The sequence below is a fragment of the Crenothrix sp. genome, assembly GCF_043729335.1.
Lineage (GTDB): Bacteria > Pseudomonadota > Gammaproteobacteria > Methylococcales > Methylomonadaceae > Crenothrix.
In genome coordinates this window covers 31,646-55,613 of sequence record NZ_JAYTLQ010000028.1, presented here as the reverse complement: position 1 = coordinate 55,613, position 23,968 = coordinate 31,646, and the positions used below count along the sequence as shown (strand labels likewise).

18 protein-coding genes are annotated in these 23,968 nt (G+C 46.4%); 11 read left to right on the top strand and 7 right to left on the bottom strand.

All coding sequences use genetic code 11. From position 1 onward, the window contains the following. Window positions 1–225: 225 nt before the first annotated feature. Together ACHZC4_RS07010 and ACHZC4_RS07005 are read right to left on the bottom strand one after the other, a co-directional pair. Window positions 226–663 (bottom strand): single-stranded DNA-binding protein, encoded by a 438-nt coding sequence (locus ACHZC4_RS07010; protein WP_394753116.1) that lies wholly within the window; start codon window positions 661–663, stop codon window positions 226–228. Between the two features lie 44 nt (window positions 664–707). Beyond that, window positions 708–1,925 (bottom strand): FAD-dependent monooxygenase, encoded by a 1,218-nt coding sequence (locus ACHZC4_RS07005; protein ID WP_394753115.1) that lies wholly within the window; start codon window positions 1,923–1,925, stop codon window positions 708–710. Window positions 1,926–2,208: 283 nt separating this feature from the next. On the opposite strand from ACHZC4_RS07005, the gene gltB reads away from it, so the two are divergent. Both gltB and ACHZC4_RS06995 read left to right on the top strand, forming a co-directional pair. Continuing rightward, window positions 2,209–6,831 (top strand): glutamate synthase large subunit, encoded by a 4,623-nt coding sequence (gene gltB, locus ACHZC4_RS07000; RefSeq protein ID WP_394753114.1) that lies wholly within the window; start codon window positions 2,209–2,211, stop codon window positions 6,829–6,831. 26 nt (window positions 6,832–6,857) lie between these two features. Beyond that, window positions 6,858–8,300 (top strand): glutamate synthase subunit beta, encoded by a 1,443-nt coding sequence (locus ACHZC4_RS06995; protein ID WP_394753113.1) that lies wholly within the window; start codon window positions 6,858–6,860, stop codon window positions 8,298–8,300. Between the two features lie 188 nt (window positions 8,301–8,488). Here ACHZC4_RS06995 and ACHZC4_RS06990 read toward each other — a convergent pair whose 3' ends face one another. After that, window positions 8,489–9,451: a hypothetical protein gene (locus tag ACHZC4_RS06990; protein WP_394753112.1), complete on the bottom strand. Its 963-nt coding sequence runs from the start codon at window positions 9,449–9,451 to the stop codon at window positions 8,489–8,491. Window positions 9,452–9,807: 356 nt separating this feature from the next. Here ACHZC4_RS06990 and gcvH point away from each other — a divergent pair, with 356 nt between their 5' ends. The 6 genes from gcvH to ACHZC4_RS06960 all read left to right on the top strand — a co-directional run bounded on the left by gcvH (window position 9,808) and on the right by ACHZC4_RS06960 (window position 15,147). After that, entirely contained in the window at window positions 9,808–10,191 is a 384-nt protein-coding gene (gene gcvH, locus ACHZC4_RS06985) for a glycine cleavage system protein GcvH (RefSeq protein ID WP_394753111.1), read from the top strand. A gap of 13 nt (window positions 10,192–10,204) precedes the next feature. Then, window positions 10,205–10,567: a diacylglycerol kinase gene (locus ACHZC4_RS06980; RefSeq protein ID WP_394753110.1), complete on the top strand. Its 363-nt coding sequence runs from the start codon at window positions 10,205–10,207 to the stop codon at window positions 10,565–10,567. Window positions 10,568–10,751: 184 nt separating this feature from the next. Then, entirely contained in the window at window positions 10,752–11,687 is a 936-nt protein-coding gene (locus ACHZC4_RS06975; RefSeq protein WP_394753109.1) for a carbohydrate kinase family protein, read from the top strand. Window positions 11,688–11,694: 7 nt separating this feature from the next. Beyond that, on the top strand, window positions 11,695–12,492 hold the full coding sequence (gene mazG, locus ACHZC4_RS06970) for a nucleoside triphosphate pyrophosphohydrolase (protein ID WP_394753108.1): 798 nt from the start codon (window positions 11,695–11,697) through the stop codon (window positions 12,490–12,492). Window positions 12,493–12,514: 22 nt separating this feature from the next. Next, window positions 12,515–13,372, top strand: a complete 858-nt coding sequence (locus ACHZC4_RS06965) for a neutral zinc metallopeptidase (RefSeq protein WP_394753107.1) — start codon at window positions 12,515–12,517, stop codon at window positions 13,370–13,372. Window positions 13,373–13,503: 131 nt separating this feature from the next. Next, on the top strand, window positions 13,504–15,147 hold the full coding sequence (locus ACHZC4_RS06960; protein WP_394753106.1) for an ABC transporter ATP-binding protein: 1,644 nt from the start codon (window positions 13,504–13,506) through the stop codon (window positions 15,145–15,147). 268 nt (window positions 15,148–15,415) lie between these two features. Here the strand turns inward: ACHZC4_RS06960 and ACHZC4_RS06955 are convergent, their stop codons facing one another. Continuing rightward, window positions 15,416–18,043, bottom strand: a complete 2,628-nt coding sequence (locus ACHZC4_RS06955) for a TonB-dependent receptor domain-containing protein (RefSeq protein WP_394753105.1) — start codon at window positions 18,041–18,043, stop codon at window positions 15,416–15,418. Between the two features lie 502 nt (window positions 18,044–18,545). Here ACHZC4_RS06955 and ACHZC4_RS06950 point away from each other — a divergent pair. Further along, complete coding sequence (locus ACHZC4_RS06950; RefSeq protein WP_394753104.1) at window positions 18,546–19,505, top strand: AraC family transcriptional regulator; 960 nt, start codon at window positions 18,546–18,548, stop codon at window positions 19,503–19,505. Window positions 19,506–19,519: 14 nt separating this feature from the next. Here ACHZC4_RS06950 and ACHZC4_RS06945 read toward each other — a convergent pair whose 3' ends face one another. Both ACHZC4_RS06945 and ACHZC4_RS06940 read right to left on the bottom strand, forming a co-directional pair. Continuing rightward, window positions 19,520–20,023, bottom strand: a complete 504-nt coding sequence (locus ACHZC4_RS06945) for a hypothetical protein (RefSeq protein WP_394753103.1) — start codon at window positions 20,021–20,023, stop codon at window positions 19,520–19,522. A gap of 122 nt (window positions 20,024–20,145) precedes the next feature. Beyond that, window positions 20,146–21,261 carry a lactonase family protein gene (locus ACHZC4_RS06940; RefSeq protein WP_394753102.1) on the bottom strand — a complete coding sequence of 372 codons (1,116 nt, stop codon included), beginning with the start codon at window positions 21,259–21,261 and terminating at the stop codon, window positions 20,146–20,148. Window positions 21,262–21,501: 240 nt separating this feature from the next. On the opposite strand from ACHZC4_RS06940, the gene ACHZC4_RS06935 reads away from it, so the two are divergent. Together ACHZC4_RS06935 and ACHZC4_RS06930 are read left to right on the top strand one after the other, a co-directional pair. Further along, on the top strand, window positions 21,502–22,197 hold the full coding sequence (locus ACHZC4_RS06935) for an RNA polymerase sigma factor (RefSeq protein ID WP_394753101.1): 696 nt from the start codon (window positions 21,502–21,504) through the stop codon (window positions 22,195–22,197). A gap of 36 nt (window positions 22,198–22,233) precedes the next feature. Next, complete coding sequence (locus ACHZC4_RS06930; RefSeq protein WP_394753100.1) at window positions 22,234–23,064, top strand: cupin domain-containing protein; 831 nt, start codon at window positions 22,234–22,236, stop codon at window positions 23,062–23,064. A 113-nt stretch (window positions 23,065–23,177) separates the two neighbouring features. Here the strand turns inward: ACHZC4_RS06930 and ACHZC4_RS06925 are convergent, their stop codons facing one another. Beyond that, window positions 23,178–23,528, bottom strand: coding sequence for a hypothetical protein (locus ACHZC4_RS06925; RefSeq protein WP_394753099.1), 351 nt, complete (start codon window positions 23,526–23,528; stop codon window positions 23,178–23,180). Window positions 23,529–23,968: the final 440 nt, after the last annotated feature.

Below are 23,968 nucleotides of genomic sequence, written 5' to 3'. Positions count from 1 at the left end.
TAATAACGAACACCTGTACTCAGTCAATTTTATTTTGTCGAACTACAAATACTCCGTTCGTCCTGAGCTTGTCGAAGGACTTGTGCTTCATGGTTCGACAAAGCTCTCATGAGCTTATCCAATGGCTCAGCCTCTATGCCCTTTGGGCACGAACGGTTTTTTAAAATATCTGACCGACAAATCAATATTGATTAAGTCTAGTATAGACTTAACTGTAAAAGTTGTTTAAAACGGGATGTCGTCGTCATAAGGAGTATCAAAATTATCGTTACTTTGCGCCGATACCGGCGCTGGGGCAGCTTGGTGCGCTGCTTGTGGGGGATAAGCTTGTTGCCCTTGCCCCGATTCATTTTTCTTGCCCACTAAATCAACGATATTGGCATTAAGCTCCAGACTAGTCCGTGTAGTGCCATCATTAGCTTTATATTCGTTTTGTGTCAGCTCACCGGAAACAAATACCTGCTGGCCTTTTTTTAAATAATTGGCTAATTGTCCTTCTGCGCGTTTACCAAACAAGGCGACTCTAATCCACAGCGTTTGTTGCTTGTCGCCAAAACCTACGTTATTAGCTACGTTTACACTCAGTACCGCTAAGCCTGCGGGGGTATAACGGACTTCTGCATCTTTGCCGACTGTACCGGTAAAACTAAAAACATTGCTCATTTTTTATCTTCCTGGTGTTAAAGTTTATGGATAGTGCTTGGTTTTTAAAGAATAGTTTCGCCGCGCGCAAGTTTAGGTAAATTACCTTCTAAGCCCATTGCGTTGCGCATAATTTTATTTTTAGCCGGTAAAATACGCTCCGCTAAGCCTAAGCCTAGATTACGTAATATTTTTACCGGCAGAATTTGATTACTGAAGACCTGATAAAATACATCCATCGCGGTCATCATTTTTAAATTTTCATAACGCCTTAGTTTTTCATAACGTTTTAATACGCTGACATCACCTAATGCTAAATGATTTTTATGTGCTTCCACTAAAACCTCTGCCAGCACAGCAGCATCCAGCAAACCGATATTAGCGCCCTGCCCAGCTAAAGGATTAATGGTGTGTGCGGCATCACCTACCAGTGCAATACCTGGCTTGATATAATCTTGTGCATGTTGTCGTTTTAATGGAAAACTGGCTGAGCTGATAACACGCTTAATACCACCTAGACATTCAGGAAATACGCCATGCAACTCCTGCTTTAGCTTGTCGTATGACAATGATTTTAAACGGTTAATTTCATCAGGTGAGTTATACCACACCAATGATGCGTAATTGCCTGTTAACGGTAAAAAAGCTTGCGGTCCACTAGGTACAAAACGTTGCCAAGTAATATCTTGCTGCCCGTAATCGGTTTCAACATAAATAACTAAAGCGTGCTGTTTGTAATCCCAGCTGGTAACGCCCAAACCAACAGTTTGCCTAACTTTGGATTGCCCGCCATCTGCGGCCACTAAAACGGTTGCTGATAACACACGACCATCATCCAGCTCTACAGTGGTGGCTTTTCCGGTAGTATAGTTAATTTTATTAATCTGTGCAGGACACATCACTGTCACATTCGCAAAATCTTGTAAACGATCTAACAAGGCTAATTGCGTTATTCTGTTTTCAACAATATAGCCTAATTCGGGATAATTAATGTCATTGCTGCAAAACTCAGTATTACCCGCAGTTTCCCAGACCCGCATGCGTCGGAACGGACAAAAGCGCCGTGCCGTGATACCTTGCCAGGCACCTACTGTTTCAATAATGTTTTTTGAGGCAATGCTGAGCGCAGAGACCCTTAGATCATGCGGTTGGTCAGCATTAAAGGCTTCAGGCCGCATGCTTTCTACCAAAGCGACTTTCAATCCACTACCGCCAAGGCCAGCAGCGACAGCCGCGCCTACCATTCCACCACCTACGACAACAATATCAAATTCTTCTTTCATAACGATTCAATTGGCAATAATGCGGTTAAAGATAACACAAATCATCCTGAGCATCGGTGAATTCCTGGCAGGGCCGAAAGCAAATATTTTGTAGTATTCACATTAACGGAGCTAACTTTATTTACAAAATAAAAACACTACGTGACAAAATTGCTGCCGCTCCTTATAATTTAGCGGTTTTGCTGCGAAGTGGACGTTGAGAGCAAATATCAGCGTAGGCGCAGTGCGAGGGCTATTAATCGGAAATTAATAATCCTTTTGTAACATACTTTTTGAGGTGACAATGAGTCAAAGTAATCTACCATCCAGACAAGGTTTATATGATCCACGCAACGAGCACGATGCGTGTGGAGTCGGTTTCGTTGTCCATATAAAAGGCAACAAGAGCCATACAATTGTACGTCAGGGATTGGATTTACTTACGAACTTAACCCACCGTGGCGCAGTAGGCGCAGATCCTTGCGCAGGCGACGGGGCGGGAATTTTATTGCAAATCCCTGATCAATTTTTAAGAGACGAATGCGCTAAGCTTAGCATCAGTTTGCCCGCCAGTGGCGATTATGCCGTCGGCATGGTGTTTTTGCCCAGTAACGCCGATGACCGCGCCCGTTGCGTGGCCATCTTTAACGATTTTGTAGCCCGCGAAGGCGCAACACTGCTGGGTTGGCGTGATGTGCCCGTTAACAACACCGAGCTTGGCTATTCGGTAAAACCGGTTGAGCCGTTTGTCGGGCAAATCTTTATCCAACGGGGTAGCAACTGCGCCGATCAAAACGCTTTTGAGCGCAAATTGTTCGTGATCCGCAAGCAAGTTGAAAATGCCATCCGCGAGCTGAACCTGGAGCAAGGTAATTTCTTCTATGTGCCATCGTTGTCGTCACGCACTATTGTCTACAAGGGCATGTTGCTGGCCAATCAGGTTGGCTCGTTCTACCCAGAACTGAGTGATGAGCGCATGACCAGCGCCTTGGCTTTGGTGCATCAACGTTTTTCCACCAATACTTTCCCCACCTGGGATTTGGCGCACCCGTTCCGCATGATTGCCCACAACGGTGAAATCAACACCTTGCGCGGCAACGTCAACTGGATGGCGGCGCGTCGACATTCCATATCATCGCTGGTGTTAGGCGATGATATCCACAAATTGTGGCCATTAATCGCCGAAGGCCAATCCGATTCTGCCAGTTTTGACAATGCGCTGGAATTGTTGGTGGCCGGTGGGTATTCGTTAGCCCATGCCATGATGTTGCTGATCCCCGAAGCCTGGGCCGGCAACGATTTGATGGACAAAAAACAGCAAGCGTTTTATGAATACAACGCCGCCCTGATGGAACCTTGGGATGGCCCTGCCGCTGTTGCGTTTACCGATGGCTGCCAAATTGGTGCGACCCTGGATCGTAACGGTTTGCGTCCTGCGCGTTATTTGGTGACCGATGATGACATGGTCATCATGGCTTCCGAAATGGGCGTACTGGATATTCCCCAGCACAAGATCATTAAGAAATGGCGTTTGCAACCGGGTAAAATGCTGCTGATTGACACCGTGCAAGGCCGAATTATTGATGATAGCGAGCTGAAATCAGAATTGGCCAACCACCATCCGTATGCGGATTGGTTGGATAAAACCCAGATATTGCTGTCCAAATTGCCAGCAGAAGTATCGGCAATGACACCGGATGCCCATACGCTGTTAGACAGACAACAAGCGTTTGGCTATACCCAGGAAGACATCCAGTTTTTACTGAAACCGATGGCGCAAACTGGCCAGGAAGCCATCAGTTCTATGGGGATCGATACCGCATTGGCGGTGCTGTCTGATCGTCCGCGCATGTTGTACGATTATTTTAAGCAAGGTTTTGCGCAGGTGACCAACCCTGCTATCGACCCGATCCGTGAAGAATTGGTGATGTCCTTGGTGTCATTTATCGGCCCGCGTCCTAACCTGCTGGGACTGGATGAAGGCGGCACGCACATGCGCCTGGAAGTCGAACATCCGATTTTGACCAATCAAGACCTGGAAAAAATCCGCCGTATTGAAACTCGGACCGCCGGTGTCTTTAAAACCAAAACCTTAACGCTGTGCTACCCCACCGATTTGGGTGCGAGCGGCATGGAAGGTGCTATCGACAAACTGTGTATTGCGGCAAAACAAGCGGTGGAAGATGGCAATAATATTCTGGCGCTGTCTGACCGTGACATGGACAGCACCCATATTGCCATCCCTGCCCTGCTGGCTACTTCAGCGGTGCATCACTTTTTAACGCACGAGGGCTTGCGTACTCAGGTGGGTTTAGTGATTGAAACCGGCGAAGCCCGCGAAGTACATCATTTTGCTTTATTGGCGGCTTACGGTGCAGAAGCCATTAATCCTTATTTGGCCTTTGATACGCTATCTAATTTGTGCTCAACCGTGCTACCTGATTTAAGCGAATATGAAGCCCATAAACGCTATGTCAAAGCAGCTGCTAAAGGTATTTTAAAAGTCATGTCCAAGATGGGTATTTCCACCTATCAATCTTATTGTGGTGCGCAGATTTTTAATGCCATAGGCCTTGCTGAACCGTTTTTAGACCAGTATTTTACCGGCACCACCAGCACCACTGAAGGCGTGTCGTTAAAAGAAGTCAGCGAAGAGACCATGCGCCGCCATCGCGTGGCCTTTGGTAATGCGCCGATATACCGTGATGCTTTAGACGTTGGCGGCGAATACGCTTACCGTATCCGTGGTGAAGCCCATGCCTGGACACCGGCAACTATTAGTAAATTGCAGCATGCAACCCGCAGCAATAGCAAGGAATTATACGACGATTTTTGCCGATTGATAGACGAACAAAACGAAACCCTGCTGACTTTGCGCGGCTTGATGACCTTCAAGGAAAACGCCGAACCTGTGCCGTTGGATGAAGTGGAATCCGCTGCCAGTATTGTTAAACGTTTTGTTACCGGTGCGATGTCGTTCGGTTCGATTTCTTACGAAGCGCACACCAATCTGGCTATCGCTATGAACCGGATCGGTGGTAAATCCAATACCGGCGAAGGCGGCGAATTGGCGGAACGCTTTACGCCGATGGCCAACGGCGATTCCATGCGTTCGGCGATTAAGCAGGTCGCATCGGGGCGTTTTGGTGTTACTACCGAATATCTGGTCAATGCCGACGATATTCAAATCAAAATCAGCCAGGGCGCAAAACCTGGCGAAGGTGGCCAGTTGCCTGGCCATAAAGTCGATGCGGTGATTGCCAAAGTACGGCATTCTACCCAAGGCGTGGGTTTGATTTCACCGCCGCCGCACCACGATATTTATTCGATTGAAGATTTGGCGCAGCTGATCCACGACCTGAAAAACGTCAACCCGCAAGCCCGCATCAGTGTTAAATTGGTGTCTGAAGTCGGTGTCGGCACGGTTGCAGCGGGGGTTTCCAAAGCCCATGCCGACCATGTCACCATTGCAGGTTATGATGGCGGTACCGGTGCAAGCCCGATGACATCGATTAAACACGCCGGTTTGCCGTGGGAAATAGGTCTTGCCGAAACCCACCAGACCTTGGTGCTCAACAAGCTGCGTGGGCGTATTGCTGTGCAGGTGGACGGCGGTTTGCGTACTGGCCGCGATGTGGTCATCGGGGCTTTATTGGGTGCGGATGAGTTCGGTTTTGCTACCGCGCCGCTGATTGTTTCAGGCTGCTTAATGATGCGTAAATGCCATCTGAACACTTGCCCTGTCGGTGTTGCCACCCAAGACCCAGAGCTTAGGAAGCGCTTTACCGGCCAGCCTGAACATGTGGTCAATTACTTCTTTTTGGTCGCCGAAGATGTCCGGCAGTGGATGGCTAAACTCGGCTTTAGGACTGTCAACGAAATGATAGGCCGTTCCGATAAACTGGATATGCAGCCTGCATTGGCGCATTGGAAATCAGAAGGCTTGGATTTTAGCCGCATTTTCTACAAGCCAGAAACCGATGGCAACACCGCTGTGTACCAAACTGAACTGCAAGATCACGGTCTGGAACATGCGCTGGATCATCAGCTCATAGCGCAGGCGCAACCGGCGCTGGGAAAAGGCCAACCGGTTGAAATCAATATTGATGTCCGTAACATCAACCGTACCTTTGGCGCGATGCTGTCCGGTGAAGTTGCCAAACGCTACGGCCATAAAGGCTTGCCGGAAGATACTATTGCAATCCATGCCAAAGGCACGGCGGGGCAAAGTTTTGGCGCGTTTTTGGCGCAAGGCATCAGTATAGAGCTTGAAGGCGACGGCAACGATTATGTCGGCAAAGGCATGAGTGGTGGCCGCATTAGCATTTTTCCACCCAAAGATTGTCCGATTAATCCGGCCGATAACATTATTGTCGGTAATACGGTGTTATACGGCGCGATCAGTGGCGAATGCTATTTTAACGGTATCGGCGGTGAGCGTTTTGCCGTGCGCAACTCAGGCGCCATTGCGGTCGTTGAAGGCGTGGGCGACCATGGCTGTGAATACATGACCGGCGGTGTCGTCATTGTGTTGGGTGCGACAGGCCGTAACTTTGCTGCGGGCATGTCTGGTGGTATTGCTTATGTGCTGGATGAAGACGGCAGCTTCAGCCGCCGTTGCAATATGGCGATGGTGGAACTGGAACCTATCCCTGCCGAAGATGATTTGCTGGAATCGGTGGCGCACCAGGGCGGCGATATGGAAACCCATGGCCGCGTCCATCTAATGAGTGACATGACCCGTAACGATGCCAGCCGTTTGAAGCATTTCATCCAAAACCACAAGCGTTACACCAACAGTCCACGGGCGCAGCAGATTCTTGATAATTGGGACAGTTATCTGCCACGTTTTGTTAAGGTCATGCCGGTTGATTACCGCGAGGCGCTCAAACAAATCCAGGCACTGCAAGTATCCGCGACTGCGTAACCGTTTATTAAAAGAAGGTATTTAAGATGGGTAAACCAACAGGGTTTATGGAATTTCCCCGCACTGAGCGTCGTTACGTAGCGGCGAGTGAGCGTATCCAGAATTATCGTGAATTTATACTGACTCCTGAAGATTCCGAGATGAGTCAGCAAGGTGCGCGTTGCATGGATTGTGGCATTCCGTTTTGCCATAACGGCTGTCCGGTCAACAACATCATTCCTGACTGGAATGAAATGGTGCATCGCGGTAACTGGCAACAGGCGCTGTCGATTTTGCACAGCACCAATAACTTTCCTGAATTTACCGGCAGGATCTGCCCTGCCCCATGTGAAGCCGCCTGTACGCTGAACTTAAATGATCAACCCGTCACGATTAAATCCATCGAATGTGCGATTATCGACAAAGGCTGGGAGATGGGCTGGATTACTCCGCAAATCCCCGCGCAACGCTCCGGCAAGCGCGTTGCTGTCATCGGTTCTGGCCCTGCGGGCATGGCTAGCGCACAACAATTGGCGCGTGCTGGCCATGAAGTGGTGGTGTATGAAAAAAATGATCGTATCGGTGGCTTGCTGCGTTACGGTATTCCTGATTTTAAGATGGAAAAGCATTTGATCGACCAGCGTATCGCACAAATGCAAGCCGAAGGTGTCAGGTTTAGGCCAAACAGCCATATTGGTAGCGAGATTCCCGTGCAAAAAATCATGGATGATTTTGATGCTGTGGTATTAGCGGTGGGTTCTGAAAAACCGCGCGATCTTGAAGTAACAGGCCGTAATGAGCTGGAAGGCGTGTATTTTGCAATGGACTTTTTGCGTCAGCAAAACAAACGCAATGCGGGAGATACGGTTTCTGACGACATAACCATCAGTGCCAAAGGTAAGCGTGTGGTGGTTATTGGCGGCGGCGATACCGGTTCGGATTGTATCGGCACGTCCATCCGGCAAGGTGCGGCATCTGTGGTACAAATTGAAATTCTGCCCAAGCCACCGGAAAAAGAAAACAAGTTGATGACCTGGCCATTATGGCCAAACAAGCTGCGGACTTCCTCATCTCAAGAAGAGGGTTGTGAGCGGCATTGGTCAGTCAATACCCGCAGCGTGACCGGTACAGACGGCAAAGTCACCCAGCTGAATGCAGTTGAAGTGGAGTGGAAGCAGGAAGCTGGCCAATGGAAAATGTCCGAAAAAGCCGGTTCAGAGTTTTCTTTGGACGCTGATCTGGTGTTATTGGCGATGGGCTTTATGCATCCAGTACACGATGGCCTGTTGCAGGGATTGGGTGTTGAACGTGATGGCCGTGGCAATATTAAAGCCAACGAGCAAAAATACCAGACTTCTATCGATAAAGTATTTGCTGCAGGCGATGGCCGCCGTGGCCAATCGTTGGTAGTTTGGGCGATTAGAGAAGGTAGACAAGCCGCTCGCGCGGTGGATGAATATTTGATGGGTTCTTCAGAACTGCCAAGATAACGCATCGTTAACTATACCCAAAAAAGCCTACCAAACGCGTCTGCTTGGTAGGCTTTTTGTTTTAAAGTGCCGTGTAAAATAACTTGAAAAACACATCCACTCAATATCAAGATTTTGCGTCTCTACTCGCCATCAAAATTGACGCGACTTCAAAGCTAAAGCGCATAATACAACATAGTCACCCACACTTAATCATCCTCATCAGGAATTTGTCGACGCTGCTCTTCGGACAACAACATTTGAGCGCCGGTAGTGACAATTTCTTCGCCGGCATCAAAACCTGACACAGCAAAATAGCCTTCCGATGTTACCTTATAATCATTGACCAGCCGCCGACTAAAGGTATCCTTGCCAGATTTCACATAAACAAACAGCTGATCCAGCATCCAAATCGCCGCCGATTTAGCGAGCATAACGCCAGATGCTGCTTGTTTTTTCTCGGCAATCCACGCCACGACCCGCATTCCAGGCTTTATGGACTTACCTTGTGTCTGAAAGAAATAACGTTGTCCTGGAAAAGCAGAGTCCATTTGCGGCGCATCTGAAATAAAAACGGCTTTACTGGCTTTATGACGATAGCCTGACGCTTCAACATAAATCACAGGATTGCCGGTGACTAATGTTTTATCGGCAGGTAAAGTGATTTGCAGTAAAACGCTGCGACCTGATAAAAAATCAGTTAATTGAGTAGAATCGGAAGTCACCACCCATGCCGTTAGCGTGTTACCCCACATAAGACGTGCTTCATCGACAATGGCTTTAGTTTGCAAGCTATTGGCTGCCACAACAGATTTTTCGGTGTGCCATTGCAGTTGCTGCTCTTGTAAATTATGCTGGGAAGTCACGCCGTGGCGGAATAAATCTTGCTGGCGCTGCTTATTTTGCTCTGCCTGTTTTAGCTTGGCTAGCGCTTGCTGATGTTGAGCCAACAGTTCCAGATAGCGATTACGCAGCACCAGTAAAGGCTGTAGCGTAAGCGCCTTACCGCTGACGGAATACTCTGCACCAAAGTGACTGGCTTCAAGAACTGTAGTTTGCAGTCCGGTTATTGCCTGGGTTTTTTCATTTAAAACAAGCACTGAACGATTTTGACCATCATCGTCCATGGCTTGCTGCTGATCACCCGCATCGGCAAACGCCATTGTTATCATTGATAACCCCATGGCCATGAACAATATAAGTGAGCGCATAAATCCAATCAGGAAAAAAAGCATGTTTTGAATAAGTCGTTTGTAGTGGCGTTAAAGTATAATGCCTGCATACGCTGAATGAACACCTAAAATACTAGTATTCAGTCAATTTTATTTTGACAGGTATAAATTTAAAAAACCGTTCGTGGTGAGCCATTCGACAAACTCATGAGAGCCTTGTCGAACCATGAACCACAAGTCCTTCGACAAGCTCAGGACGAACGGAGTATTTTATATTACTCGACAATGTAAGATTGACTGAGTACTAGGCTAAGCAAATCCCACAAAAATTTAACGCACATACTCGAGAATCCGATATGATTGATTTACCGAAAAACCTAAAGTATGCCAGCACTCACGAATGGGCAAAACTGGAAGATGATAATATTGTTCGTGTGGGTATTACTGACTTTGCCCAACAGGAGCTAGGCGATCTGGTTTATATTAAACTACCGGTTGTGGGCGATAGCTTTCAGGCGCAACAGCATTGTGCGGTAGTCGAATCCGTTAAAACTGCATCGGATTTATACAGTCCCGTCACCGGAAAAGTGGTAGAAGTTAACGAAATACTGATGGATGAAGCGTATCAGGTGAATGACGAACCTTATAAAGCCTGGCTGTTTTGCATTAAAACGCAGTCGCCTTCAGAGCTGGATAAATTAATGGACGCTGATGCTTATCAAACACTCATAAATAAATAAGGAAAATTGACGAATGGCCTATCAAGATGCCAAAGGCGTTAAACGCCTGATTAATGCTTGTTATTTTTCCGCCGCAGGTTATAAAGCAGTATGGCAACATGAAGAAGCTTTCAGGCTGGAAGCGATAATCTTTTTGATATCCACACCGTTAGCAATCTGGCTGGGACAATCTAACATTGAAAAGTTATTGCTTATTGGCAGTATGGTACTGGTGTTATTGGTTGAGCTGTTAAACTCGGCAATAGAGGCTGTGGTTGATCGTATAGGTTTTGAACATCATGAGTTGTCAGGCCGCGCCAAAGATATAGGTTCGGCGGCGGTGACGACATCGTTAGTTTGGGCGGCAATCACTTGGGCCTTGATTTTATTTAAGTAAAAAGCAGTTTTGTTCAGCTATTCCAAATAATGGCTATTCACTTAAGACGGGACAGTTTAAAAAAAGCCGTTCGTGGTGAGCTTGTCGAACCATGAACAACAAACCCTTCGACAAGCTCAGGGCGAACGGATGTCCCGTCTTAAGTGGGTAACCCAAATAATTACCGATTAAAGGAAAGAAAGTAATGAGTGCGTTAATCTGTGGCTCTATGGCCTACGACACCATCATGGTGTTTCATGATAAATTTAAAAATCATATCTTGCCGGAAAAGGTGCATATTCTTAATGTATCGTTTTTAGTGCCTACTTTACGGCGTGAGTATGGCGGCTGTGCCGGTAATATTGCCTACAACTTAAAACTACTGGGTGAGCAACCGGCAATTATGGCTACCGTAGGCCATGATTTTGAGCCCTATTCACAATGGTTAGGTCAAAATTGCCTGTCCAGTCCCTACATCCGTATTCTAGACAATAATTACACCGGCCAAGCCTATATTACGACTGACGAAGACGGCAACCAGATTACCGCGTTCCACCCTGGCGCCATGAACTGCTCGCACCTTAATTCAGTACCTACCGATGACCCCGACATTGCGATTGGTATTGTGTCTCCCGATGGCAAAGAGGGCATGCAATTACATGCTGAACAATTTTGCGAGCTGGGCATCCCGTTTATTTTTGATCCTGGCCAAGGCATGCCGATGTTTGATGGCGATGAATTACGCAAATTTATTGATCAGGCTGCCTGGGTGACGCTAAACGATTATGAATCTGAACTTATGCAGGAACGTACCGGCTTAACATTAGATGAAATGGCCGAAAAGGTCGAAGCGCTGATTATTACTTTAGGTGGCAAAGGCTCAAAAATATATACCAAAGGCCAATGTATCGATATTCCAGTCGCCAAGCCCAAAGCACTGCTTGATCCTACCGGTTGTGGCGATGCCCACCGTGCGGGTTTGCTATACGGGCTCATGAATGACCTGAACTGGGAAACTACCGGCAGAATTGCCTCGTTAATGGGCGCCATTAAAATTGAACATAACGGTACTCAAAACCATGCGTTTGACATGGATGAGTTTCATCAGCGCTACTTTGAAAACTTTGGCTCTTCATTTTGAGCGGCTTATGCTAAATAATACCCAGCAGCTACTCGACATCATGGCACGTCTGCGTAATCCAGACGGCGGTTGCGCCTGGGATCTTAAACAGAGCTTTAGTAGCCTGGTGCCTTATTTAATTGAAGAAGCCTACGAAGTTGTAGATGCCATAGAACGCAATGATTTGGACGAACTACGCAACGAACTGGGCGACTTATTGCTGCAAGTGGTATTTCATGCGCAAATTGCCCAGGAAATGGGGCATTTTAACTTTGAACAAGTGGCGCAAGGCATCAGTGAAAAATTAATTCGCAGACACCCGCATGTATTTGCCGATGCTGTTTTTAATACGGATGAAGAACGTCACCAAGCCTGGGAACAAATCAAAGCAGAGGAACGTCAACAAAAGAGTTCATCTGACCTAAAAGAAAGCGTATTATCAGGTGTCGCGGCGCATCTGCCAGCATTGATAGAATGCAAAAAAATACAAGATCGTGCCGCTGACCATGGCTTTGATTGGCCGGATGTGTTGCCGGTGTTCGATAAGGTGCTGGAAGAATTGAATGAAGTGCGGGAAGCGTGGGCATCAGGCGATGTAAAACACATTGAAGAAGAAGTCGGCGATTTGTTGCTGGTTACCGTAAATCTTGCCCGCCATCTTAACCTGGATGCAGAAACCACCTTAAAGAAGAGCACTAAAAAATTCGTTAAACGCTTTCAATATATTGAACAACAAGTGGAAGCATCAGCGCGAACCGTGAAGGATTGCAATCTGGATGAATTAAATGATTACTGGAATCAAGCTAAAGTAGCCTTAAAACGCTAGCCGACAGACAGGAGAGAATAAAATGCGCCAAGATAACGAACGAGAAAGTGATAATATCGAAGACCGCCGTGGCATGAGTATGGGAGGAAAGATGCTGACGGGCGGCGGCTTAGGTACGGTAGCATTAGCCGTCATCGCGCTGTTTATGGGCGTCGATCCATCCATCGTATTAAGCGTATTAGGCGACAATATACTTGCGCCGCAACAACAGACTCGTCAGGCTGTTCCTAGTAATCCACAGGACGAGAAACTGAAAAAATTCATGTCGGTAGTGTTGGCCTCTACCGAAGATGCGTGGGGTGATATATTCCAAAAGTCCGGCAGCCGTTATGTTCCGCCCAAACTGGTACTATACAGTGGCCAGATTGAATCCGCCTGCGGTTTTGGTGAAGCAGCGATGGGACCTTTTTATTGCCCAGGAGATCAAAAACTCTATCTCGATATGGACTTTTTTAACGAGCTGGCTAATCGGCATAACGCACCTGGCGATTTCGCCCAGGCTTATGTGGTCGCTCACGAAGTCGGCCATCATGTGCAAAAGCTGCTGGGCACTGCGGATCAGGTACAGCAAGCTATGCAACGAGGCAATGAAGTATCTAACAATCAATTGCAAGTCCGTATGGAACTGCAAGCCGATTGCTATGCCGGCGTTTGGGCTAACCATGCTAACGAAATGCGGCAAATTTTAGAGCCAGGCGATATTGAAGAAGCGCTAGGCGCTGCCAGTAGCGTTGGCGATGATATATTGCAAAAACAAACACGGGGTTATGTCGTACCGGAGTCTTTTACCCACGGTTCTTCAGCGCAGCGTATGCAATGGTTTGGTATTGGCGCTAAAACCGGTGATCCTAAAAAATGTAATACCTTTAGTGCGAGATAATACCCATAAAATTTCACTGCCGCTAAGTTCAGCCGTTTATGGTGCGCCTGTAAAATCATAAAGGGCTGAACAACGTATCGCTGTTTTTCTCGTAATAACCTGCTATCTCATCAAGCGTAACAACACACGACATGTCTAGCCAAATTGATTCAAGCGCTAACACGCCATTGCTGTTAGTAGAAGGACTTACTGTCGCCTTCAATCCGCAGCAACCCGTTGTTGATGCTATTAGCTTTGCGATCTACCCCGGTGAAACCTTTGCCTTGGTGGGCGAATCAGGTTCTGGCAAATCCATAACCGCCTTGTCGGTGTTACGCTTATTGCCCAATAACGCCAAACTCAGCGCTGATACTATCAATCTAGCTGGCGATAATTTGCTGGCCCGCTCTGAATATGATTTGTGCCAAATTCGCGGACGGCGCATTGGCTTTATTTTTCAAGATCCCATGTCATCATTAAACCCTGTGATGACCATCGGCAGCCAGCTCAGTGAGGCAATTAGCATTCACTTTACCTTGCCTAAGCACGAACTGAATCAACGGGTACTGGAATTATTGCAGCAAGTGGAAATCCCCCTGCCCCAACAACGCATTCATGATTATCCCCATCAACTGTCCGGTGGACAACGGCAACGGGTGATGATAGCGATGGCGCTGGCGGGCAAGCCGGATTTATTAATTGCCGATGAACCGACCACATCGTTGGATGTCACCCTGCAAGCGCAAATAATAAGCTTGCTAAAAAAACTTCAGCAACAAACGGGTATGGCGCTATGGTTTATTAGCCATGATTTGGCGCTGGTGTCTACTATTGCGGATCGCGTTGCCGTGATGCAAAGAGGTAAAATTGTAGAAACCGGTTTAACCGACGATTTTTTTAACGCACCTAAACACCCTTATACCCAGAAATTACTCGCGGCATTGCCGTCAATCAACCATGTCGGCAACAAACCCGAAAACAACGCCGAGTTAAACACGCCATTACTAGAAGTTAAGGATTTTTATTGCTATTACCCGATCCGAAAAGGCCTTTTTAAACGTATCGTCGATTATGTGCGTGCGGTTGATGGCGTTAGTTTTGATATTCCACGTGGCAAAACCCTGGCTTTGGTGGGCGAATCCGGCTGTGGCAAAACCACATTAGGAAAGAGCCTGTTAAATTTAATTCCAGGCGGCACTGGCCAAGTGACAATTGATGGTGTGGAGTTGCATAGTTTAACCGGTGAGGCGCTACGCCAACAACGCGCCAATATTCAGATTATTTTCCAGGATCCGTTTTCGTCGATGAACCCCAGAATGCTGGTCGGTGATATCATCGCTGAAGGCTTACAAGCCTTACAACCTAATGTAACAGCTAGTGAACGCCTGCAACGCGTGCAACAATTACTCTTGCAAGTGGGTTTGCCGGAAGAGTCTGCGCTGCGTTACCCGCATGAATTTTCCGGTGGTCAGCGCCAGCGTATTTGTATAGCGCGAGCATTGGCCGTTGAACCTAAACTTATCGTGTGTGATGAACCGACTAGTGCCCTGGATGTTTCCATACAAGCGCAGATTATTGCTTTATTAAAAACCCTGCAAAAAGAGAAAGGCGTTAGTTATTTATTCATCACGCATGATCTGGCTGTGGTGGCTGAAATTGCTGATGATATTGCGGTGATGTATCAAGGTAAAATTATTGAGCATGGCAGCGCAGTGAGGGTTTTAAAGCAGCCGCAACATGACTATACCAAGAAGCTGTTGGCGGCGGTTCCAGTAAAAAAAGAACTTCATGATTGAAGATGGGCGTTGTCAGCATAGCCTCGGTAATTTTGGCAACATGAAACCTGTCGATAATGACATTAACACTACGTATTAGTTAGGGATTGAACTTGATGAGGCGGCCAATCAAGCTGGTGAATTATCCATTTCAACCTAAATTCAAAAATCTCAACATGGGTCGTATTTACCGATGAAAATTTAATGATTGCTCTACACACATAGGCTTGTGCGCATAAATAATGTTTAAACAATGCAAAATTTGAAGGATAGCGTCGAATTTCTCACCTCAAAAATTCGCAGTCAAACTTAAACGGAAACTAATAGGTTCAACCGGATGAAAATGAATATCGTTAACGGGTGAAATTTCATTACGCAACTGCGAGGCGTAATAGTAATCAATAGCGCTGTCTTTTCTGTTCAGTAAGTTAAACATTTCCGCCTGCACAGTCCACGTCTTATTAAACTTATAACCTAACATGGCAGACAACAAAATGGTGGGCTGTGACCGCACACTGTTGTTTTCAATCAATGGACGCGGCCCAAAATAACGCAGGCGCGTGCCGCCAAAAAAGCCGCCGTACACATCATGAAAAGTTGCGCCAGCGGCAATAACCGTTTCAATAGATCCCGGGATAAAATTTCCTTCCGAAACATTACCCCTAAAACGGGATTTGGAAAAGCTCACGTCAGCATCGAACGTTAACCAATCGGTTGGTGAATAAACATTGCTAAATTCCACGCCATAACGCCGACTAGGGCGGCTGGCTTTTGTGGTGCCAGCATCGCCAGCAAACAACAACTCGGAATCAATATCCAGCCACCAGACGGCCAGCGTAGTTTGCAAGCCTTTTATCCAGGTCGTACGCACACCGATTTCCGCACCATAACTTCTGGCAAGTGGCACGGCCCTATCCACGGCTTGTCCGGATTTAGGATCAATGCGCGTGTTTACCCCGCGTGCATCGTTACTATGAAATCCAAGGCCACCGTTGAGATAAAACTCAGTTTCCGCCCAAGGCCCAAAAATAATACCGGCTTTAGGGCTAAAAAGGCCATCGTAACGTTCGCCATTGTTATCGGCAATATTGCTATTGGCAACGTTGAAACCAAAGCCGTCAAAACGCACACCGACATCAGTGCGCAGCCAGTCATTCCAGCGAGTTTTGTTTTGCACGTAGGGGCTGATGCTGGTTTGCCAGATGTTATCTTTTCGCACGGTGTTATAGGTTTGTTGCGCTTGGGTTAACAGCAGCGCGTTATGGATGTTATCGTTACGGATTTGTAATCCAAAAGTGCTTTCGGATTCGGCCTTGCCAATCGTATGAAAAAAAGTGTGCGTGGCCTTAAGACCGGATGTGAAGCGTTCATCGGGCTGAGAAAATTGATCGCCACGCACTGGATTATCAAGAAAATAAGTAAAATTAGAGAATAGATCCAACTTGGAATAAGTCCCGTAAACCAAGACTTTGGTTTCGCTGGTCGCAGACTGACGATGCCATTCACCGGTCACGCTGTAACGCTGGCTGTTGCCGCCATCGGTGGGATCAATGCTATCAAATCGGCCAATTGCACCTTGATTTAGCGCACGTTTTGGAATCTGGTCGGTTGACTTCCAGTCGGCTTTATAAGCCATAGCAGTTGCGCTCCAGCCCGAGTCACCGTGCTCTTGGCTGTAACGTAACACGCCGTTAAACTTAAGGTATTCGTTACCCAATGTCCAAGGGCCATTATTGTGGATGGTTTCACCGGCAAACATCAGCTTACCGTTGCCAAGCTTTTGTGATCTGACGATTAGTCCACGGTAATAATCAAAACTGCCGCCGGTAAATTTGATGATGCTACTGGGCAGATCACTAAAATACTGAATATTGGCCGAACCTGCGCTGGAAAAGTCGCCATTGTCGGCGTAGTACACGCCTTTTTTATAATTGACGGTTTCGATCAATTCAGGAATAAGAAAATTGGTGTCTGTCCAGCCCTGGCCATGTGAATGAGACGGCATATTGACCGGCACACCATCCACTTCCGTCAAAAAATCGGTACCATGATCGAGATTAAAGCCGCGTAAATAATACTGGCTGGCTTTGCCTTCGCCGCTGTGTTGCGAGGCAATAAGTCCCGGTACGGTTTCGAGAATTTCACCTGGACGGCTAATGGGGCGGTATTTTAATTGCGCCTGCCCGACATTGCCTTGAGACGCGCTATCCGCTATGCCTATTTGAGTGTCGGCACGTTCGGTAATCACCATTTCTTCAAGCTCGACAGGTTGATTGTCATTTGGTTTTGATGTTGATGTTTCACTTTTTACGCCAGCATCGCCGGTGGTTTGCTGTGCATAAGCGTTGCTGCCCACCAAAAAAGCCATCGTTAACACCATCAATCGCGCAGTCAATATACCAGCACCGTGCAACAGTAATGTTGCCACCATAAATCCCAAGGTGTATGAGAACAGACTGACTGAAGTGGCTATTTCTTGTCCGTGGGCATAACCGTGAAAAAAAGCAAAAAATACCACAATAAGAGTATTAATTTTGCTACTGAATCGTAGCTTTTGCACAATCAATGCACTGAAGACAGCGCACGAAAGCAGTACAATTAGTTCTACGCCAGGAATCGATAACCCTACCGCACCGGCAAGACCACCCAATCCCATAACACTAACAAAGGCGAGCGGCAGTAGCCATATAGCTTGCCCACGTAATTGCGCCGCCCAAATACCTACTGCAACCATGGTTAACAGATGATCCCAGCCTTGCAAGGGATGATTGAAGCCATTGTTCCAGTCGCTTAAAGCGATTACTACTGTGGGGCTTAAGCTTAAAGAAACTGAGAGTAAAAACACGACGAATAGGGGCATCCATAGTCGCTGCCAATACAGCCCCCTTAAAACCGGTTGATCCGCTTGAGTTTTCATTGCTCCCTCATTAATTCAAAAATTATTAGCGTTATTTATAAAGGCTATACGCACAAAAAAACCGTTTGGATGCAATGAAGATTAACGGTACATTTATAATGCGGGCAGAATTTAATAATCTGATTTTTATAGGAATTTTATGGCTCTGCGTTCCTATTAAGGGTCATAGGATATCGGGTAATGCAAGCTGTGGTCTGTACGCTAGAGCACAAAGATAGCGACACGTTTTTTGTGGCTAAAGAGCCTTTATTTTGTAAGTATTCACCTCCCCCTTTGAAAAAGGGGGATCGAGGGGGATTTATTTAAAAATCTCCCCTAACCCCTCTTTTTCAAAGAGGGGGACTGAAAACGGTTACTTTTTTTAAAAATTAATGATGGGCAATTACAGCTTCAGGTGTATCCACCTTTAAGGCTGTAAGGGTATTCAAATAATCGTAGAAGCTGATGCCTTTGAATGAGAACAGATGCTACACTTAAATCTCAAACCCAAGAGGTATCACCCATGTCTTTGCCCCAAAATAAGCAAGCCTTAACGCCCGATGCCAAGCAGGCGTTGAATGAAATTTTAAGGCGAATTAACTTTCGTGCGGAGGTTTTTTACCGTGGACAGCTGTGTGATTCTTGGGCGCTTGATACCTCCGGCACTGGCAATGTTAATTTTCATATTGTCTGTCACGGTAACTGTTGGCTACATCTGCCAACCTGCAAGATTCCAACCCGTTTGCAAAATGGTGATATTGTGGTTTTTCCACACGATGCGGCACATATCATAGGTTCGTCTGAAGCGCAGCCCGATGCTTTTGGCATGCAAAATATTACCCGACAAGTTCCCTTAGATCACGCAAATCCAGGCACGGCACTTATTTGTGGTTTTCTGGAAATCGACCATTCAGTGCGGCGGCTGCTGATGGGCGCATTGCCGGAATTTATCGTTATCGGCGCTCAATCCGATACCCATAATAGTGCAGTGCGTACACTTCTCGATCTCTTGTTTACCGAAGCGGGACTCGATGCTGTCGGCGCTACGGCGATTTTAGATCGACTTGCCGATGCCTTGTTGTTTTATATTGTGCGTGATCTTGTCGAAAAAGACTTACCCATTCCAGGTTTGCTGGGTGCGTTTGGTGATGCCCAGATTTGCAATGCAGTGCTGGCTATACACACCAATCCTGGTTGGCATTGGACATTGGATAATCTGGCAGAGACGGCTTATCTGTCCCGCTCAGTTTTTGCGGAGCGATTTTTTCAGGCCTGTGGAATGCCACCGATTGAGTTTTTAACCCTGTGGCGTATGTATTTTGCCCGCCGCTGGCTTGAGCAAGACAAAGCGAGTGTGATGGATGTTGCCGAACGCTGCGGTTACGAATCAGCAGCAGCCTTCAGCAAGGCATTTAAAAGAGTGATGGGCGTAGGGCCTGGGCAATTTCGAAAAATTGGCGGGATGCGTAACGTCAACCGGTAGTTTGCCCGTATAGCTTATTTATAAGGCCGAAACGTAGAGCGCAAGTAATCTACGCCTTCACTATGACAACCGGCACACGCGGAAAGATTCCTGCCCAAAAGAGCGTTTTGTCCGGTTTTATCGGCTGTTTCATAAAACAGCCAGTCTGGTCCTTGTGTGTTAGCGTGTTTTTGCACTTTGACCATAACAGAATAGCCGGTCACTTTATTACCCGAATAAAGCTCCTTGACCATTGCCGCGCCTTTGCGAAAAACTTTTCGTTTGGCGTGCAGATCACCGGCCAGAATAGGGTTGTAATAGGTTTTAACAGTGCCGTGTACGGGGCTGGCATGAATTTTCGGTTCGGGAAGAAAGTTTTCTTTGTAACCACTTTTATTCAGCCAGTTAAGCAAGGTCGTCTGGCCAGTAGGAGGAATGATATTCGGCCAACTGGTTGCATCGGGTGCTGATTGGCTTTGCAAGGGCGTTATAACGGCTAACGCGCCGAGCAGCAATGTTACTGGTGTAAGGTAGCGCATGTAATGTACTCCTGATTTGTGAGACTACAGGCGATCTTGCTTGTAAAGACCACCTGTAAAAACAAGATTAAGCCATTTAGCAAGCGACCATAATCAACCCGCTAAACAGCAATCCTGGTACTTTATTGTACGACCAAACCATTAGCGCCGTCTGGTAAACCTGTTAATGTTTTTACTAAGGTAAGATCGCCATTTAAACCCACTGAAAAACTGGAAATGGTTTCGTTGCCTGAATTTAACGTATACAGGATGCGGCTGTCAGGGCTAATATCCATATCAATGGGCGCTGTGCCTGCTCCAGTAATACCAGAATCATTATTCTCTACAGCGACAGCGCCATTAAAACCGATGCGAAACGAAGAAATCGTGCCACTGCCGGTATTGGTGGTAAATGCGTAACGGCCATCGGGGGTTAATGTTACCCAACACGCTGCGGTTTCGCCTGCGCCAACCGTTGGACTAATCGTGTTCAATTGGCCGGAGGCTAACAGCTTATATGAGGACAATGAAGAACCATTGGCTGCACCACCAGCGGCATTGGAGACGAAGAACTGGTTGCGTTTGCCGACAGCGAATCCGAAGGGTGTCGCACCGGATGAGGTGTTAGATTTTGGCCAGCTTGGTCTGTTATAGTCGTTTAACCGGTAGGTCAATATCAAGTTAGTGGCTTTTTCGGTGACGATAAGTTGTTTTCCGTTATCGCTAAAGCTAATTTGTGCCGCCCCGGTTCCGGCGGCGGCATTGCTTAAAGGTCGTCTGGAATTGTGGATAGCTTCTAAATCACCGGTATTTTCAGTCCAAAAACCACTGATGTTACCCCCATGTGTCGCATCACCAGCATTCAGTACGAACAGTCGGCCACGATCTTCCGTGAGGCTCACAGGACTTACACCCCCAGATGATACGGTTTTAACAAATTCCAGCCCTGTTGCAGTAATACGAAACGATGAAATTGAGTTATTGCCAGCATTGACAGCAAAAAGCAAAGCACCATCGCCGCTCAGTGTTAAAGCACTTTGGTTGCCAAGACCAGTTCCAGTTCCCAAGCCATAAGTGCCAACATGATCGGTCTGCGATAAACTGCCATCGGCACGGCGGGAGTAAACTAATATTTCATTGCCTGTTGTGGCATTGCTCATGGTATATAACTTACCGATAGGATCAGCGGCCAAGGCTGATGATAATGGCAAGGCTGACAGTAATGCGATACCTGAAATGGATCGAAGTAAGATGTTCATGTGAAATCTCCAAAATATTATGAGGGGGTAACACCGTCCTGATTGGTGTTGTGGTTTATAGTACACTTGGTAAATCAACTCCTCTATGTGCGTGCATCCTGATAATATGTCCGAGCGTATGGAAATAATGCTGTCGTTAGGAATTGCCTGGAGAACAAACTTGCTTGGCCGTATACTTATTTGCGTTGTTACTTTTTGCATCCACTTTTACTGATTTTGCGTATAGATAGATAAGATTTAATGAATGATAAAATTGGCCGCGAAAATAATCAAAATATGGATATAGAATCTGTTGAGTCCTCAGCTTCTCAGTTGCTTGATGCTGAGTTGCAGCGGATGGATGATTCTATAGCGGATGACTTGGCAACAGGCGCTATGCGTGATGAAAAACAACTGCTCGGCGATTTGCTGGATAAAATTATTGATCAAGACCAATTAGCCTTTGCCACGCTTTATAAGATAATGATGGCGCGTGTCTACAGTTTAGCCTTAAGAATTACGCGCTGCGCGCAAACCGCCGAAGAAGTTATGGAAGACACTTTTTGGCAGGTGTGGCGGCAAGCGCCGCGTTTTGATCCAGCACGCGGCAACGCAATCACCTGGATCATGACTATCGCCAGAAGCCGCGCTTTAGATGCCCTGCGCCACAAGGATAACCCAGTAGCAGATAACCAAGAGATGATTGATAGTGTCCCGAGTTCTACTGATAATCCGCTAAACTTACTGGAAGCCGTGCAAGAAAACAGTAGCTTGCACACCGCCTTGGCAGCACTGGACCCCACTACCCAGCAAGTGATTGCGCTGGCATTTTTTCAAGGGTTAACGCATGAAGAAGTCGCCCATTACAGTGGATTACAGTTAGGGACGGTTAAGTCTATGATCCGACGTGCGTTAATACATTTAAAACAGGTGCTGGGTGATGGCAATTTATCTTAAGGAATCAGCTGATGATACAAAATCATCTCTACAATTATGAACAGTCATTTAAAAAATAAATTTTCGCCCGATGACTCGGAGCAAAGCGAACTAAACCGCCTGTTATTGGCGGAAATAAAGCCTTTTGAGCCCTCGCAGATCAATCAACAAGCCATTGAAGCTCGGCTAAAAGCGCGTGTTGCCCAAAGCGTTGCCAATCATGCAGCACTGCTTACGGTCAGGGCAAAGAAAGGTGTTTGGCAAACGTTAAAAACCGGTATTCGCTTCAAACCGTTGTGGAGTGGTACGTGTGGTAATTCGGTATTAGTTGAATTTTCTGCGGGTGCCACTTTGCCGGTGCATCGTCATAACTGGCTGGAAGAAGGTGTTGTTTTGCGTGGTGATCTACACATGGGTGACTTGCAATTAAAGCAATTTGATTATCATGTATCGCCGCCCGGTAGTCGCCATGCGTGTATTGGATCACGGCAAGGTGCGTTGGCTTATTTGCGTGGTACTTCCATTGGTGATAAATCTGCTACCTTACGCGAGATAATCGGTGGCTTGTTACCTGTGCAACGCGGTGTGGCTACTACGGTTTATAACGATGATGAAGGCTGGCAAGAGTTACAACCCGGTGTTTTTAGAAAACAATTGCTTACCGATGGAATATCAGCGTCTTATTTTTACCGTTTAGAAGCGGGCGCAAGTTGTGCTGGCCATCTTCATAGCCAAAACGAAGAGTGCATGATGTTAAGCGGGGAAATTTTTCTGGGTGATGTGTTGCTGCGCGAAAATGATTATCAGTTTGCGCCTAAAGGCAGTGAGCATGATGTTGCGTATACTGATGTAGGGGCGCTTTTATATTTACGGGGTGCAGCAGCTTAAAGCAAATTATTACAGATATATCTGATAAATTTACCAATACTAAAAACCAGGAACCAATAGAGTTTCCCTTATTGATCCCCGGTTATTTAAAGTACTATTTTACTCGCTTAATTTTATGGCTTGTCGCAATAGTTATTCCATTTAGTTGGAACGCAAGCAGGTGTTGCTGGTGCGGGTGCTGCTGGCTCAATGCAAATTAACTCGAGGCCTTTAAGCTTATAAGTTTTGCCATCGATTTCCACTGTTTTGGATTTATTAGGATGTTTATTGGCTGATTTTCCCCAGCTATCCCACTGCCCATGAACAAGTTCTGCTTTATAGCATGGCTCAAGAATAGGCTCGACCTTTACTGGCTTATCCCACGTTGGTTCTACTGGAGCTGGAGCTGATTTGTCGCCAGCTACAGCAGCGCTCGCAGCAAATAAACCAACAATTAAAGCTGATAATAAAACTTTAGCATTCATAAACTTCTCCAAAAAATTTTCAAATAAAAATACCTCTAAATAAAGTACGGATGTTCTAAATAACCCTATTGCCTAGCTCTGGCTGAGAACAATATCATCCGCACGGTTTGTAGGTTACCGACTACGGCTTAACTTAACAATGATGCAATTGCATCATTTTGAATCTTTATTGATAGTTTTTTTGAGTTATTCATCTATACTTATCCGCCCAAAAAATAGTAAATATTTGCTAACGCTGTTCTAGCAAATAGACCGAACAGACAAGGCTTGGAAGGAAACGCTGTTTATGAATTAATAGAAAGATTTAGCCATGTATTGCATAAGAAGCGAGTTTTAGATAAGGAAGCTTGAAAAGTATGATTTATGGAAAATAATTCACTATTGAATGGAAATTTTCGACACTCTTAACCGGAAGTAAACATGAATTGCCTACTTTTAAA